Here is a 14,915-nt window from a genome sequence, read left to right as displayed (position 1 = left end):
GTTGGCGATAAAGTTTACTGTAAATTCTTGTTTAAATAATAATGCCAGATTTAGTGTTAAACCTGGCATTATCAAAGTTGTAAAATCTACAGCATGAAAATATGCGGTTGATTCTGGTGACCCCGGAGAGATTCGAACTCTCGACCCAATGATTAAGAGTCATTTGCTCTACCAGCTGAGCTACGGAGTCGGGTTGATGAATGTCAAATATACAGTAATATCGCCAATTGCCAATTACTTTTTCCGGCTATGATTTTTAGCTGACCGGTTGCGCCACAAAAACACCGGGTTGGCATCGCCAAAGTAACCGTGCAGCGCGGTAAAAATGCTTGGCAGCTTGTCGTTACCAATCAAACCGACCTTTGAGTTGAAACCACCCGCCCCATATTCTTTATACCTGCTGATGATTTGGCTACCCCATGTTTTTCCGTTACCATCAATGTTGTAATAAATGCCCAGTTGCTGTTTGATGTTGCTGCCATCTTTACGGTCTTTGCTTTGGTCTTGCTGGGCGTAGTTAATATCAAGGTGACCGTCACCGTCAAAATCTGCCAGCTGCAGGGAAGAGGCGTGTATCCAGGCTATAGCGGGATTTATCACATGTTTTATCCATCCCCCATTACGTGGGTCTGCTGGCGCCTCATACCAAACCAGACCGTCGCCTACCTGCTGGTTACTATCGCCCGGGCCCGGGCCTTCGCCCTGACTGGCACAAACCAGGTCTGTGCGGCCGTCGCTGTTAATGTCTCCGCAGTTAAACGCCATCGTAGTCATTTGTGGATTTGATAAATCGCCGGGATATGGATCAATAACGTGAGGCTGCCATTTATCTTTAATGGGGTCGCCGCCTTTGTGTCCGGGATTCTCAAACCAGGCTATCTGGTTTTCAGTTTCCGTACGATATAAACCCACGACATCGGCATAACCATCCTTATTGTTTAACATATTTACAGCAAAAGTTCCCTGACCACTGCGGCCTATGTTTACAAATATCCAACTATCAGCAGTTGCACCCTGGATATATAAGCCACTGGTGGTTATCACATCCGGTTTGCCATCTGCGTTTAAATCTGCGATGCAAACCTCGTGCGAAAATCTTGTTTTGTCGATAGTATGAATAATCCAGGTGTTTTTATAGGGGTCGTTACCCTGACCCATCGGGTTTTCGGCCCAAAGGGTATGGTTGCTCCAGCCGCCCATGATGATGTCGTTCCAACCATCGCCGTTAATGTCAGCCACTTGTGCATCCTCAAAACCTTGGGAAGCGCCGGGGGAGAAGATAACATAAGGTTTCCAATTTTCTGTATACCGATACAGCTTAAAACCCTGATTATTCAGTGTGCCTACATCATTATATTTATCTTTTGAAAACTTACTTAATACCTTTGGCTTGTGCGAGTTATATTGTATTGTACTATCAATTACTATACGTTTAAAAACAGGTGTCTGAGCAAAAGCCTGTTCTGCGATGGTTAACGCAATTAAAGCAAGTACATTTTTTTTCATAAACGGTTGATTGGCCATGCAATATAGAAAAGCGCATCCTATAAATTAATCTGTATCGGTATATTTACAACCTGCCCGGGTGCATAAACCAATCAAGCCTGCTATGACGACCATTAAAAAACTATTTATCTATGTGCTGGCTTTTGCCTGTATAATTCCGTTATCATTAAAAGCACAAACGCTTACCAATTTTAACAGCAAGGGGCAGCAGGTTACACGCTTTGGTAAGTTAGGCGATGCCATAGACGCTCACGATGGCGAAATTGCCTATTTTAATGGCACTTATTATTTGTACGGCACCAGCTATGGCTGTGGTTTTGAGTGGGGGCATAAAGATGCGCCGTTCTGCGGTTTTGAGGTTTATACATCAAAAGATCTGGTAAACTGGACCGACTGGGGGCAATTATTTGACGCCAGTACACCAGTTTGGCAAACCCGTTGCAATGGTAATACTTATGGCTGTTTCCGTCCGCATGTTATTTATAATAAAAAGACTAAACGTTATGTGCTTTGGATCAACGTTTATGACAACAGGGTAGGGTACCGCGTATTTACCAGTGAATCGCCTGTCGGACCTTTTATTGAACAGGCCGAACCTCATTTAGCCGTAAATAGCGATGCCGCCGTAGCGGGCCTCAATAATGGTGATCATGACACATTTGTTGACGACGATGGCAAAGCTTACCTGGCTTATACCGACTGGCATGCCAAGGGTGCCATTGCCATTGAACAATTAAGCGACGATTACCTAACAGGTACCGGCAAGGTTATTCAGGCTGTCACTAAATCAAGTACGGAGGCCCCGGCGCTGTTTAAGCGAAAAGGTATTTATTACCTGGTGTATTCTGATCCAAATTGCGGTTATTGCGGTGGCACGGGCACTTCCTATCGTGCGGCCACATCGCCGTTGGGGCCGTGGTCTGAAGGGGTTAAGATAAGCGACAACTCCTGCGGTGGACAGCCATCATTCGTATCATCTATTAAACTTAAAAGCGGTGACGTATTTTTATTTGGAAGCGATTTATGGAACAATGCCGCTAAAAACGAATCGCTTGCCAATTACTATTGGGCGCCTTTAAAATTCAACGCAGATGGCTCCATTAAACCTATCGAATGTGATAATACGGCGGCTATTCCATCATCGGCAAAAAAAGGCAAGGCCTCAGCTTTAAATTATGCGCCCGGTTGCGATATCAATTCAACTCAAAAACGCACCGGTACATTCAAAGCTACTAAAACCGGGTTGCTTACCGCTTTGCGTATCTCCGCTTTTAAATCGGCTTATCCCGATGCTGAATTACAGGTAAGTATATCGGCCGAAGGAAATGATCAGCCATTAAAGACCTTCAAAATAAAATCTGAAAAACTAAGCTGGTCGCCTAAAAATCTGGTATTGCATCCCGAGATAAAAGTGACAGCAGGAAAAACTTACACCATAAGCATAAGTTCGGCTTCTTCAACAGGATGTTATGGTTTGGAATATGACAGGGCGACAATGGAAAGCCCGGAACCTGCATTTTTATATAAGATAGATATAGTAAACCGTTAAACGGTTTACTATATCTATCAGCGTTACTTAGGCGTAACGTTCTTCTTTTAGTTTTTCGATAGCATCGCTGTTGATATATTCGTCATAGCTCATCAGCTTGTCAATTACGCCGCCTGGGGTAAGTTCCACAATGCGGTTAGCTACGGTTTCAACCAATTCGTGATCTCGCGAAGTAAACAGGATAGTACCGCGGAAATCTTTCATGCCATTGTTCAACGCGGTTATTGATTCCAGATCCAGGTGGTTGGTTGGCTCGTCAAACATCAACAAGTTGGCCGATTGCAACATCATACGGCTAAACATACAACGCATCTTTTCGCCCCCTGAAAGTACCGAGCTTTTCTTCAATACTTCTTCGCCCGAGAACAGCATTCTACCCAAAAAGCCACGGATAAACTGATCATCTTTTTCGCCCGGAGAGTACTCTCGTAACCAGTCGATCAGATTGTCGTTTTTACCTTCAAAGTATTCGGTCGAGTCAATCGGGATGTCAGCATAGTTGATGGTAACGCCCCATTTAAACTCACCTTTAAAATCTTTATCACGGCCCGTAAGGATGTTGTAGAAAGCGGTAGTCGCCAAGCTATTATTTGAGATGATAGCAATCTTGTCGCCTTTATTTACCATCAGGTTGATGTCCTTGAATAACACCTCGCCGTTCAGTGTTTTAGTCAGGCCTTCAATCTGTAAGATCTGGTCGCCTGCTTCACGGCCCTGGTTGTTGAATATAATACCCGGGTATTTACGGTTCGATGGCTGGATCTCGTCCAGGTTGATCTTATCCAATGCTTTTTTACGGCTGGTTGCCTGTTTTGATTTCGAAGCGTTAGCGCTAAATCTGCGGATGAACTCCTGTAACTCTTTAACACGTTCTTCGGCCTTTTTATTCTGATCGGCACGTTGTTTCAAAGCCAACTGGCTCGATTCGTACCAGAACGTATAGTTACCGGTAAAGATGGTCATCTTACCAAAGTCGATGTCCACTATGTGTGTACAAACTGCATCCAGGAAGTGACGGTCGTGCGATACCACTAATACAATAGCTTCATATCCCGCCAGGAAATCTTCTAACCAGCTCACCGTATGGATGTCCAAATCATTGGTAGGCTCGTCGAGGATCAGTATGTCCGGGTTCCCAAAAAGCGCTTGTGCCAATAACACGCGTACTTTCTGGGTATTGTCCAGGTCTTTTACCAGTTGATAGTGAAATTCTTCCTTAATACCTAAGTTGCTCAACAGGGTAGCGGCATTGCTCTCAGCGTTCCAGCCATCCATTTCGGCAAAAAGGTTTTCCAGCTCGCCGGCGCGCTCGCCATCAGCATCGGTAAAATCTTCTTTTAAGTAGATGGCGTCTTTTTCCTTCATTACCGCATACATCTCTTTGTGACCCATCATCACGGTCTCCAGCACAGTAAACTCGTCAAAAGCATAGTGGTTCTGGCTTAACACCGCCATACGCTCGCCGGGAGTAAATGCTACTGAGCCGCTTGTCGCGTCAACCTCGCCCGAAAGAATTTTTAAAAATGTTGATTTACCCGCACCGTTGGCACCTATAATGCCATAGCAGTTGCCCTGGGTAAATTTTAAGTTAACATCTTCAAATAAAGTACGCTTACCATAGCGTAAAGTTAGATTTGATACATTAATCATGCTGCACCTTGAATTTGGCGCAAAGGTAGGGTTTTTGAGTGGGATTAAAGATTGGTTATTGAAGATTAGATATTAAAGATTGAAGATTAGTTATTAGAGTATTTGTACAGAACTAATCGTTATTCTTTAATCTTTAACTTTTTAGCAACGCAGCTAAGCTACTCACTTCATGATTGGCCAGTTTCTGCAAAGGGCCTGATACCATCATTTTCATCAGCCCGCCTGGTTCGGCATTAATGGTGAAGGTTACGTCCGTGCTTTCGCCGTTAGCAATAAGCGACCAATGTAATTGTACCGGGAAAGGCGGATTATTAATAGCTGTGATATTTACTGCCTGATTTTCAATACGCTCTGTAATCTGTAGCGATAACCTGACGGTATTTTGTACCATAAAACCAGCCTCATCGTAGCTGGCCGACCAGTTTTGTACATTATCAGGCATCAGCTGCCCGTGGTTATTAAAATCGGCCAGAAACTGATATACGTCATTTACCGACCGGTTAATAGCTATTTTGCTTTCAAATGTTGCCATGCTTAATTGGTGGCTTCAACACCCCATGTTGACGGGCTTGCGCGCCATTCTCTTAACACTTCAACATCTTTACGTGTAATATACTGATGTTCTTCGGCATAATTAATCAATGCCGAATAGTTTGATAGTGTAATGAATGGACAGTTAGCTGCCTTAAAGTTTTCTGTAGCTATGTCAAATCCATAACTAAATATGGCTGCCAGCCCTGCTACATCGTAACCGGCTTCGCGCAATGCAGCTACCGCCTGTAAACTGCTGCCGCCGGTTGATATTAAATCTTCAATAACTACCACACGTTTGCCGGTAAGTACATCGCCCTCAATCATGTTGCCACGACCATGCTCTTTGGGTTTAGAGCGCACATAGATAAAAGGCAGGCCCAATTCCTGCGCTACTAATGCACCTTGTGGTATACCTGCTGTTGCAACGCCGGCGATACAGCCAACAGAACCAAATTTTTCCTGGATGGCTTTAGTTAACTGCTGACGGATGTAAGTGCGTATAGGAGGATGTGACAACGTAATACGGTTATCGCAGTAAATCGGCGATTTCCAGCCTGACGCCCAAGTAAAAGGATTATTAGGTTGCAATTTAATTGCTTTAATTTGCAATAGAAATTCCGCTACCTGTTGTTCGGTTTCAGTAGTATTAAACATGGCTCAAAAATACAGAATTTATATTAACCAAAAAGTTATCTTATTAACAGAATCAGCTCCAAAACAACTATCAACCTATCAAGAGATTGATAGCCAGAGCTTTGATCTGAAAATAATTTATACCTGGGTGTTGGCACATAAAAGCGACCTGTTTTATGTATTATGCCCTGATGCCAAAGCATTTTTGAAACAAATTAAGCAAAGTGTTAAAGTAATAGAAGCCGCGGGCGGGCTGGTTAAGAATGAAAACAAAGACTTACTGTTTATTTACCGAAACGATAAATGGGATTTACCGAAAGGTAAAATAGAAAAGGGGGAAACGATAAAAGAGGCAGCCGTACGCGAGGTAGAAGAAGAATGTAATATCACCATCTTTAAGCGTGAAGAAAAGATCTGTAAAACCTATCATGTTTATATTTATAAAAACGAAGTAGTGTTAAAGAAAACGCACTGGTTTAAGATGAAGGCGCGCGGTCAAAATAAATTGAAACCGCAAAAGGAGGAGGGCATAACCGACGTACGCTGGTTTAAACCAAACGATATCGACGCAATATTAGCTAATACTTTCCCGTCGATATTAGATGTGCTTGCGGAGATGGATCTGATTACAGAAGTGCCAATGCTTCTTTCGGAATAAACTGCGAGATATCGCCCCCATAACGTAAAACCTCGCGCACAATAGTCGAACTGATAGACGAGTATCCCGGCTTGCTTACAATAAAGATGCTTTCAATATCCGGCGCCAGCGAATGGTTCATTTGGGCTATTGCCTTTTCATATTCAAAGTCAGATACCGTGCGTATGCCACGAACCATGTAAGCGGCGCCAATGCTTTTGGCAAAATCAACAGTCAGGCCTTCGTAAGCTATAATGTGTATGCGCGGCTCATTTTCAAATACGGCTCTGAGCATTTCCTCGCGTTTTTCGACAGATAAAAATCCTGGTTTGGTACTGTTATGGCCTATGCCGATGTACAACTTGTCAAACAGGTCGACTGACCTTTTAACGATATCGACGTGAGCCTTGGTAACAGGATCAAAGGACCCGGGAAACAGCGCAATTTTCATGAGCGAACAATTTTAGATAAAGTTAATACTAAGTAGGTTATCTCTATCTTAATTTTTGTATAAATCCGTAATGCTTAGTTTCGGTTTTACCATCTGGCATTCCGTTATAAGCCTGGTAAAGTATGTATTGGTTGTTCTGATCAATGCCTTTGAACAGCGAACCGATGTTTTGTTGCAAAGCCATATTTTCGGCTTTCAAAGCCACTGTATCGCTGAGTTTAATAGACGATTTATATTTAATCAACGGAAATACGCCCTGATGCCCCGGCTCCTCAACCACCTGCGGGCTCATTTCAAAAATCTGCGGCGTAGTTTTAACCTGGTTTATTACCACAGGTAATTTAAAGCTTGCATTAGCCTCATCAACAATCTTAGAGAAGAGCTCATGTATCTCCGACTCGTTTTTATAAGAAAAATAATTGCCGCCGGGGCTAACCAGTTGCGATGCAATAACAATCATATCGGCTGCATCAACCAGGTTGCCTTTGCTGTATAGCGTCTTAGCTTCTTTATAATAATCAACTGCGTTTTTACCAATAATGCTGTAATCGCCCATTTGCAGGATGTTTATTTTCCAGTCGTCGCCATATTTGCCGTAAACCGCAAGTATGGCACCGTTAACGGCCAAGCCTTTGGTGAGCAGCACCGAAGTGTACATTTCATCATTCATTGCTTTGAACCCAACGGTATAGTCGTTGTCGTTGCCATGTTTTGAGCTAACCGTGTCGTTATCTTTCTTTTTAAGGCCGGTGCTCAGGTATTCATCAAGTATTTCAAAATCTTTGGCCGGGTAGCGTTTGCTTACGCGATCAATCACCATATCTAACTGCGACCCAGATCTTTTTAACAGATCTGGCGAAAGCAAAGATTTTACCGCATTAACATTGTTGGTGACGATACCCTCAAATAGTTTTTTATTAAGCTCTGCAATTTTGGCGCGGGTGTCACTGCTTATTTCGCTGTTTACCTTGGTGTCTGAATTACTTTTGCAGCTCTGAAATGCAGTTACAAATAAAAGTGCTGTAAAAAGGTATATGATGCTTTTTTTCATGAGATATGATAGAAAGGTGTCCTCTAATTTTTAAAAAATGAAAATGATGAATGCCCGTACTTGCGTTGCTCAACAAAGGCCGGATGATTGCTCAGATTCTGCATCGACTGATGCTCAATGATTAACAGGCCATCCTTTTTTAGTAAATTTTTATCAAATACAATTTTAGGAATTTCTGGTATCTGGTTCAAATCATATGGCGGGTCGGCAAATATCAGGTTGTATGGATCGGTCTCCAATTGCAGGTATTTAAAAATATCGGCTCTGAAGATCTTGATCTGGTCTAAGCCATGTCGTCGCGACGTGTCTTTGATGTAATTGATACAATGTATACTGCGGTCGACACTGATAACTTTTGCCGCTCCGCGTGAAGCAAATTCGTAGCTGATGTTACCGGTGCCGCAAAAAAGGTCAAGCACGTCAATGTCTTCAAACTCAATCTGGTTTAGCAAAATATTAAACAATGCTTCTTTCGCCAGATCAGTAGTAGGGCGAACCGGCAGGTTTTTGGGTGGATTAAGGCGTAAACCTTTTAAACTACCTCCGATGATCCGCATAATGACAATGCCGCTAAGGTTAATATTTGCTGAGGCGATATTTGCGTCGGCAAATTCAACAAGTGCGGGTTAAAGAAAGTTATGTTCAGGAAAAACTGGCTAAGGCTTGTGGTAAACTTGTCATTTGGTTTCAAATTGCCGCTTAGTTTCAGGTGTACGCCGTTTGGCGTTAAGCCCAGTTCCTCGCAAACAAAAGCCGCGTAATAACCTAAATCGCCTTCAGTTTGATAATCGAATTTATTATAGAAACGGATAACGCCGTTTTTAAAATATAAAAACGCGGCTTTTCCGGCTTCTGCATTCAGAAATAAACTCTGGCTGTCCGAATTATCTTGCGCGGCAGCTGTAATCCAACCTTTAGCCAGGTAAACCACATTTTGCAGATCGAATTTCTGTACGGCCGATACGATCTTTTTGTCAACCTTGTAAATGATGTAATTTTCGCTGTCTAACGTTTCTGCTATAACGCGCTCATCGGTTTTAACATCCAGCAGACGCGCATAATTTGCAATTTGAGCTTTATCAAACAGTACATTAGGCACCAGCGTAAAAAAGTCTGACGGTACACCCACAATCACCTTTTTATAAGTAGCCGTTAATTCTTCAGCCAGTTCTTGCGGGTCAGAGAGTTCTGCCAGGTTGCAGTTGCTTCCCCAGGCCACGACGTCTTCTTTGTAGGTGATAGCGTACGAGAACGACTTGCCGTCGATCTGTATCAACAACGTGTAGTAATAAGCCTGGTTAAGGTTAAATGACGGGTCGCGGAAAATGTAGATTTGTTCGCTCATGCTATTAACAAAAGTAATATTTTTTGAATTAGTTAAGGTAGTTATCCGCATTTTTGCAAGGTGTCCGCACCAGATCAGATCAGAAAAGCTTTTCCGCACGAACCTACCGTACAGCAGCAACAGTTGTTTGGCCTGCTGCATAATTTTTTATTGACAGACGAGGGTGATGAATGTTTTATTTTGCGTGGATATGCCGGTACCGGTAAAACAACCATTGTGGGCGCGTTGGTTAAAGCGTTGCGTGCTTACAACTTTAAATCGGTATTGCTGGCGCCTACGGGTAGGGCTGCTAAAGTGATCACCAATTATTCAGGCCGAAAAGCATTTACCATTCATAAACGCATCTACCGCAAAAAAACGGCGTTGGATGTTGACGAAAATTTCATGATAGCCGAAAATATGTCGGCGAACACATTGTTTATTGTCGACGAGGCTTCAATGATCTCTGATATGCCAAATGGTATGTCGCGCCATACTTTGCTGTATGATTTGGTGCGATACGTTTATAATCAGAAAAATTGCAAGCTCATGCTGGTGGGCGATACGGCACAGTTACCGCCGGTAGGATCAGACGACAGCCCGGCGTTGAGTGACAAAGTATTAAAAGGCGACTATGGCTTAGAAGTGTTTAGTTTTGAACTGACCGAAGTTTTGCGCCAGCAAAAAGACTCAGGTATATTATACAATGCAACGCGGGTAAGGGACAATATTAGGTTGGGCAAAGAGCTTATTCCTCAAATTACTACCAAAGGTTACAAGGACGTTTACCGCATGACCGGCGAACGACTGGAAGAAGGCCTGGAATATGCCTACAATAAATATGGCAACGAAAATACGCTGGTAATTTGCCGGTCTAACAAAAATGCCAATCTCTACAATAAACAAATCCGCGCGCGACTGCTTTGGCGCGAAGAAGAATTAACGGGCGGCGACCAGCTTATGGTGGTTAAAAACAACTACTTCTGGCTGCAGGATCAGCAAGAGAACAGTACCTCATTTATAGCCAACGGCGACATAGCCCGTATACGTAAAGTGCGCAGGATAGAAGATATGTATGGGTTCAGATTTGCTGATGTGCAACTTGAATTTATAGACTATGCCGAGGACCCGATATTGGACTGTAAGGTTTTACTGGATACGCTTTATACTGAATCGCCGGCATTAACACAGGATGATCAGAAACGCTTTTACCTGGAGGTAATGAAAGATTATGATCATATCCCTAACAAGCGCCTCAAACATATCGAACTTAAAGCTAACCCGTATTACAACGCTTTGCAGGTAAAATTTGCTTACGCGATAACCTGCCACAAAGCCCAGGGTGGCCAATGGGATGCTGTATTTGTCGACCAGGGATATTTAACGGATGAGATGGTAAATACCGACTTTCTTCGGTGGTTTTACACGGCCTGTACCCGGGCAACTAAAGAGTTGTTTTTGGTGAACTTTAGTGATAAGTTTTACGGTGGACAACCCGCATTTTAGTTATAAATTCAACTTAGCAAAGAAATCCCACAACACAATACCTGCTGATACTACGATGTTAAAAGAATGTTTAGTACCAAACTGAGGTATTTCAAGGCAGGTATCAATAATTTGCATGGCTTCATCGCTCACACCATTCACCTCGTTACCGAAAATTAGTGCATATTTAACATTTTTATCCGGCGTAAATGTATTTAACATCACGCTGTTTTCAGCCTGTTCAATGGCTATGATTTGATAGCCATCGGCGCGTAGCTGGTTTAAAGCCTCAACTGCATCTTTATGATACGTCCAGTTAACTGAAGCGGTGGCTCCGAGTGCAGTCTTTTCAATTTCGCGGTGTGGTGGCTGAGCGGTTATGCCGCACAAAACAACCTGCTCAACCGCAAAGCCATCCGACGTGCGGAATATAGAACCAATATTGTGCATGCTGCGCACGTTATCCAATACTACGGTTACGGGCAGTTTGTCCTGTTCCTTAAATTCAGATACAGTGGCGCGGTTAAGCTCATCCAGTTTTAGTTTGCGCACGGTTGGGTAGTTTGTTGAATAGCCTTACAAAGTCTTGAAGACTTCGTAAGGCTGGTAATAGAAATATTTTAGGCTACGCTGGCAACTGCCAAAGTACCCACTCCATCACCAATCAATGATTGGTAAACAGATGGAGCATAGCCAATTTTATCTGTGTAAAAAGTTTCTAATTCTTTGCTGAAAGTATCAAAAGCATCCCGGTGAACCAGGGCAATGGCGCAACCGCCGAAACCGGCGCCAGTCATGCGGGCGCCCGCAACTTGCGGGTTGGTTTTAGCATACTCAACCACGGCATCCAGTTCCTTGCCGCTTACTTCATACAGATCGCGCAATGAGTCGTGCGAAGCATACATTAGTTTGCCAAACCCGGCAAGGTCATTGGCTGCCAGGGTAGCGGCAGCTAACTTAACTCGGTCGTTTTCTTCAACAACGTGTTGTGCGCGTTTGCGTACTGTCTCGTTGGCAATAAGGTGTTTATATTTGTTAAATGTTTCGGCATCGATATCACACAGGTAATCAATACTTAATTCTTTATTCAGATCTTTTAAAGCAGTCTGACATTCTTCAACCCGCTCATTGTATTTCGACTCAACCAGCTTGCGCGATTTATTGGTATTGATAATAGCCAGCACGTAATCACCCAGGTTGCTTGGGACAATGTCGTACTCCAGGGTATCGCAGTTTAATACAATTGCTTTGTCTTTTTCGCCAAAAGCTACCGCAAACTGATCCATAATGCCACAGTTGAGGCCCATGAAATTATTCTCGACCGATTTGGCGATTTTAACCAATTCCAGTTTGCTGTAACCGGCATTAAACAACTCATTAAGCGCATAGCTGGTCACCACCTCAATAGAAGCGGATGACGACAACCCCGCGCCAATTGGTATATCGCCAAAAAATAACATATCCAGGCCGGTAATTTTGTGGCCGTCGCGGGTGAAGTGTTCAATGACGCCAAGCGGGAAGTTAAACCAACCGTCGCCGTCTTTTTGGTAACTGTCTCGCACAGGGATCGTCGGGCTCTCATCGAAATTTAAACTTTTAAAGCGAAAAACATTATCCTCATTCGGGCTGATTAGTAAATAGGTGCCGAAAGTTATTGCTGATGGCATAACCAGACCCCCGTTATAATCAATATGTTCGCCGATAAGATTTACCCTGCCCGGCGAAAAAAAGGCATGTTGGGCTTCTTTATTGTATATTTCGTTAAATTTTTGCGAAAGTTGATGTTTCATTTTAAGGCTTTATATTGATTTGGCAAATATTGTAAATATTACACTATTAGCCGTAATATTGGTTACAATAATTGTCAAATTATTAAACACATTTAGCAAATGCTTGTTCACTTTTAAATGATATAAACCATGAATCAATACCTGATTACCGGATACGATTATACCGACGAAGGCGCGTTGGAGCGCCGTTTAAATACACGCCCGCATCATTTGGACAGCTTGCGCGATCTGAAAGCGCGGGGCATTTATATTATAGGCGGCGCCATCCTCAATGATGAAGGCAAAATGATAGGCTCGACCATGATCATGCAATTTGAGAACGAAGAGCAACTTGAAGCCTGGAAGCAAGCCGAACCCTACCTCACGCAGGGCGTTTGGGAGTCGGTTGATATTAAGCCATTTAAGGTGGCGACTGTGTGATCAATAATACTCATATTTCTTTACAGCCGCAATCACATATTTGCCGTCATATAAAAAGCTGATGATAAGAGGATTATCATACTTGTCCAGCTTTGGGTATTTATAGGTGAAGCGGGTAAGTTTATCGCCGATAACTGTTGCCGGTGGCCCGCCGATATACATTTGATTAGAATCTACGCGTATAAAGCCATCTTTCTCGTACTTCACGGTTTCATGGCTTTTTCTACTGCCATCATTATTGAAAATTACTTGATCTATTCTTCGTTGCCGGTCGTCGTAGGTTTCTATTGATCGACTCGTCAGCGCTCCGTTTTCATCGAACTCTGTTATACGGCGAATTGTATTATCGGTATTGTATTGATTTACCCTTTTGATTTGTATTCCACCTGAATTATATCGTACATATTGCGTATCTATCCCGTTTTTTTTATCAATTATTCTAATTATTCTACCGCGCTTTGTTTTGTCCGTTATTATTATTCGTCCCTGCTTGTCGTGGTCATAGCTATAATCTGCAACTACGTAATTTTTGCTATACCATTTTAACATCATGCCTTCGTTGTCATAAGTGAATTTGGTAGTGTCCTTCTCTTTATTTTCTGACTTATCAAGCATAGTTTCCCATATGGCACGCCCGGCTGTGTCAAAATGTGTTTCAAAGCGAACTGCCCATTTTGTTGAATGTGTCGAAGTTATTTTGTCAGGGATGTTGTAAGCGTATTCTATGACAGATTTGATCCTGGGTTTTGTGGTGGATGTAGTTTGCGCATAAATATTCAGCGACGCCATCCAAAACATAGCCAAAATAAACGGTGATTTCATAGGTTTAAGTTTATAAACACCAATATACAAAAAAGGGCGCAGTATTTACCGTGCCCTTTTTATGTGTTCGATATTAAAAAACTTACGCCGGCGATATGGTATCCAACTCCTTGATGTCGTCTTCGGTTAATTGGATATTGGTTGTTTTCATATTCTCTTCCAAGTGCTCAACGCTTGATGTTCCCGGTATCAATAAAATATTATCAGAGTGATTCAGCAACCAGCTTAACGCTACCTGATGTACGGTTGCCCCATGTTTATCGGCTATGGTTTTCAATTTATCCTGTGCCGCAACATTACCGGCATTTAGCGGGAACCAGGGAATAAATGCAATGCCCTGCTCTTCGCAATATTTCAATACCGGCTCCCATTTGCGGTTGTCAACGCTGTACATGTTTTGTACCGATACTACATCGAAATAATTCTGTGCGTCCTTAATGTCCTCAACACTTACTTCAGATAAGCCAATGTGTTTTACCTTACCGCTTTGCTGGGCCTCCTGCAAAAACTCAAAGGTAAGTTCGGCCGGTACTTTCGGGTCTATACGATGGAGTTGGTAAAGCTCAATCTGCTCAAGCTTTAGCCTTTTAAGGCTGCCGTTTAGCGCTTCTCTTAAATGGTCGGGATGGCCGTTTATTGGCCATTGGTCTGGGCCTGTACGTTCAAGGCCACCTTTGGTGGCTATCACTAATCCCTGCGGGTAGGGGTGAAGTGCCTCGGCAATTAATTCTTCAGATACATACGGCCCGTAACTGTCGGCCGTATCAATAAAGTTCACACCCAGCTCCACCGCACGTTTCAGTACGCGGATAGATTCATCATGATCTTTCGGAGGGCCCCAGATACCTTTGCCGGTTATGCGCATGGCGCCGTAACCCAACCTGTTTACGGTTAAGTCGCCGCCTACAGTAAAAGTTCTGCTGTAAGAATTTGTAGTAGCCATAGTTTTTGTTTTTGTAGTTAAAGTAGAACTACAAAATACGGCTAATGGTTTTGGATGATGGTTGATTGACGGTCATTTTTGGTGCAAAGCCCTTTACAACTTGTCATCTTGAGCGTAGCG

Annotated in this window: 16 protein-coding genes and 1 tRNA gene; 4 read left to right on the top strand and 13 right to left on the bottom strand. The window is 43.0% G+C overall.

Annotation, left to right across the window (positions count from 1 at the left end; genetic code table 11):
- Nucleotides 1–114: 114 nt before the first annotated feature.
- Nucleotides 115–190 (bottom strand) — tRNA-Lys (locus tag ACFS5N_RS06475).
- Nucleotides 191–234: 44 nt separating this feature from the next.
- Nucleotides 235–1,506: an FG-GAP repeat domain-containing protein gene (locus ACFS5N_RS06470; RefSeq protein WP_377183437.1), complete on the bottom strand. Its 1,272-nt coding sequence runs from the start codon at nt 1,504–1,506 to the stop codon at nt 235–237.
- A 103-nt stretch (nt 1,507–1,609) separates the two neighbouring features.
- Between ACFS5N_RS06470 and ACFS5N_RS06465 the strand changes: the two genes are divergently transcribed.
- Nucleotides 1,610–3,055 (top strand): family 43 glycosylhydrolase, encoded by a 1,446-nt coding sequence (locus ACFS5N_RS06465; protein ID WP_377183435.1) that lies wholly within the window; start codon nt 1,610–1,612, stop codon nt 3,053–3,055.
- Between the two features lie 27 nt (nt 3,056–3,082).
- On the opposite strand, the gene ACFS5N_RS06460 is transcribed toward ACFS5N_RS06465, so the two are convergent.
- The 3 genes from ACFS5N_RS06460 to pyrE form a co-directional block, all read right to left on the bottom strand.
- Nucleotides 3,083–4,705: an ABC-F family ATP-binding cassette domain-containing protein gene (locus ACFS5N_RS06460; protein ID WP_377183434.1), complete on the bottom strand. Its 1,623-nt coding sequence runs from the start codon at nt 4,703–4,705 to the stop codon at nt 3,083–3,085.
- A gap of 133 nt (nt 4,706–4,838) precedes the next feature.
- Nucleotides 4,839–5,237 (bottom strand): SRPBCC family protein, encoded by a 399-nt coding sequence (locus tag ACFS5N_RS06455; protein ID WP_377183433.1) that lies wholly within the window; start codon nt 5,235–5,237, stop codon nt 4,839–4,841.
- A gap of 2 nt (nt 5,238–5,239) precedes the next feature.
- Nucleotides 5,240–5,893: an orotate phosphoribosyltransferase gene (pyrE, locus tag ACFS5N_RS06450; protein WP_377183432.1), complete on the bottom strand. Its 654-nt coding sequence runs from the start codon at nt 5,891–5,893 to the stop codon at nt 5,240–5,242.
- Here pyrE and ACFS5N_RS06445 point away from each other — a divergent pair.
- Nucleotides 5,892–6,530, top strand: a complete 639-nt coding sequence (locus ACFS5N_RS06445; protein WP_377183430.1) for an NUDIX hydrolase — start codon at nt 5,892–5,894, stop codon at nt 6,528–6,530. The genes pyrE and ACFS5N_RS06445 overlap by 2 nt on opposite strands.
- Here the strand turns inward: ACFS5N_RS06445 and coaD are convergent.
- From coaD to ACFS5N_RS06425, 4 genes are read right to left on the bottom strand one after another with little or no spacing between them, the layout of a single operon-like run.
- On the bottom strand, nt 6,499–6,960 hold the full coding sequence (gene coaD, locus ACFS5N_RS06440) for a pantetheine-phosphate adenylyltransferase (protein ID WP_377183429.1): 462 nt from the start codon (nt 6,958–6,960) through the stop codon (nt 6,499–6,501). The two genes, ACFS5N_RS06445 and coaD, sit on opposite strands and share 32 nt — an antisense overlap.
- Before the next feature lie 43 nt (nt 6,961–7,003).
- Entirely contained in the window at nt 7,004–8,011 is a 1,008-nt protein-coding gene (locus tag ACFS5N_RS06435) for a hypothetical protein (RefSeq protein WP_377183427.1), read from the bottom strand.
- Between the two features lie 23 nt (nt 8,012–8,034).
- Complete coding sequence (locus tag ACFS5N_RS06430) at nt 8,035–8,568, bottom strand: RsmD family RNA methyltransferase (protein WP_377183425.1); 534 nt, start codon at nt 8,566–8,568, stop codon at nt 8,035–8,037.
- Complete coding sequence (locus ACFS5N_RS06425; protein ID WP_377183423.1) at nt 8,544–9,356, bottom strand: DUF3822 family protein; 813 nt, start codon at nt 9,354–9,356, stop codon at nt 8,544–8,546. Before ACFS5N_RS06425 ends, ACFS5N_RS06430 begins: the two co-directional genes overlap by 25 nt.
- A gap of 60 nt (nt 9,357–9,416) precedes the next feature.
- Here ACFS5N_RS06425 and ACFS5N_RS06420 point away from each other — a divergent pair, with 60 nt between their 5' ends.
- On the top strand, nt 9,417–10,841 hold the full coding sequence (locus ACFS5N_RS06420; RefSeq protein ID WP_377183421.1) for an ATP-dependent DNA helicase: 1,425 nt from the start codon (nt 9,417–9,419) through the stop codon (nt 10,839–10,841).
- On the opposite strand, the gene ACFS5N_RS06415 is transcribed toward ACFS5N_RS06420, so the two are convergent.
- Together ACFS5N_RS06415 and ACFS5N_RS06410 are read right to left on the bottom strand one after the other, a co-directional pair.
- The gene (locus tag ACFS5N_RS06415; protein WP_377183419.1) at nt 10,842–11,372 is read right to left on the bottom strand and encodes an RNA methyltransferase; all 531 of its coding nucleotides are present in this window, start codon (nt 11,370–11,372) and stop codon (nt 10,842–10,844) included.
- 68 nt (nt 11,373–11,440) lie between these two features.
- Nucleotides 11,441–12,610, bottom strand: a complete 1,170-nt coding sequence (locus ACFS5N_RS06410) for a galactokinase (protein WP_377183417.1) — start codon at nt 12,608–12,610, stop codon at nt 11,441–11,443.
- A gap of 129 nt (nt 12,611–12,739) precedes the next feature.
- Here ACFS5N_RS06410 and ACFS5N_RS06405 point away from each other — a divergent pair, with 129 nt between their 5' ends.
- On the top strand, nt 12,740–13,030 hold the full coding sequence (locus ACFS5N_RS06405; RefSeq protein WP_377183415.1) for a YciI family protein: 291 nt from the start codon (nt 12,740–12,742) through the stop codon (nt 13,028–13,030).
- Here ACFS5N_RS06405 and ACFS5N_RS06400 read toward each other — a convergent pair whose 3' ends face one another.
- Together ACFS5N_RS06400 and ACFS5N_RS06395 are read right to left on the bottom strand one after the other, a co-directional pair.
- Entirely contained in the window at nt 13,031–13,852 is an 822-nt protein-coding gene (locus ACFS5N_RS06400; RefSeq protein ID WP_377183413.1) for a hypothetical protein, read from the bottom strand.
- Nucleotides 13,853–13,934: 82 nt separating this feature from the next.
- The gene (locus tag ACFS5N_RS06395; RefSeq protein WP_377183411.1) at nt 13,935–14,795 is read right to left on the bottom strand and encodes an aldo/keto reductase; all 861 of its coding nucleotides are present in this window, start codon (nt 14,793–14,795) and stop codon (nt 13,935–13,937) included.
- Between the last annotated feature and the right edge of the window lie 120 nt (nt 14,796–14,915).

The organism is Mucilaginibacter ximonensis, from assembly GCF_042686265.1.
Taxonomy (GTDB): domain Bacteria; phylum Bacteroidota; class Bacteroidia; order Sphingobacteriales; family Sphingobacteriaceae; genus Mucilaginibacter; species Mucilaginibacter ximonensis.
The sequence above is the reverse complement of the archived record's forward strand: the minus strand, read 5'-3'. Positions and strand labels throughout refer to the sequence as shown.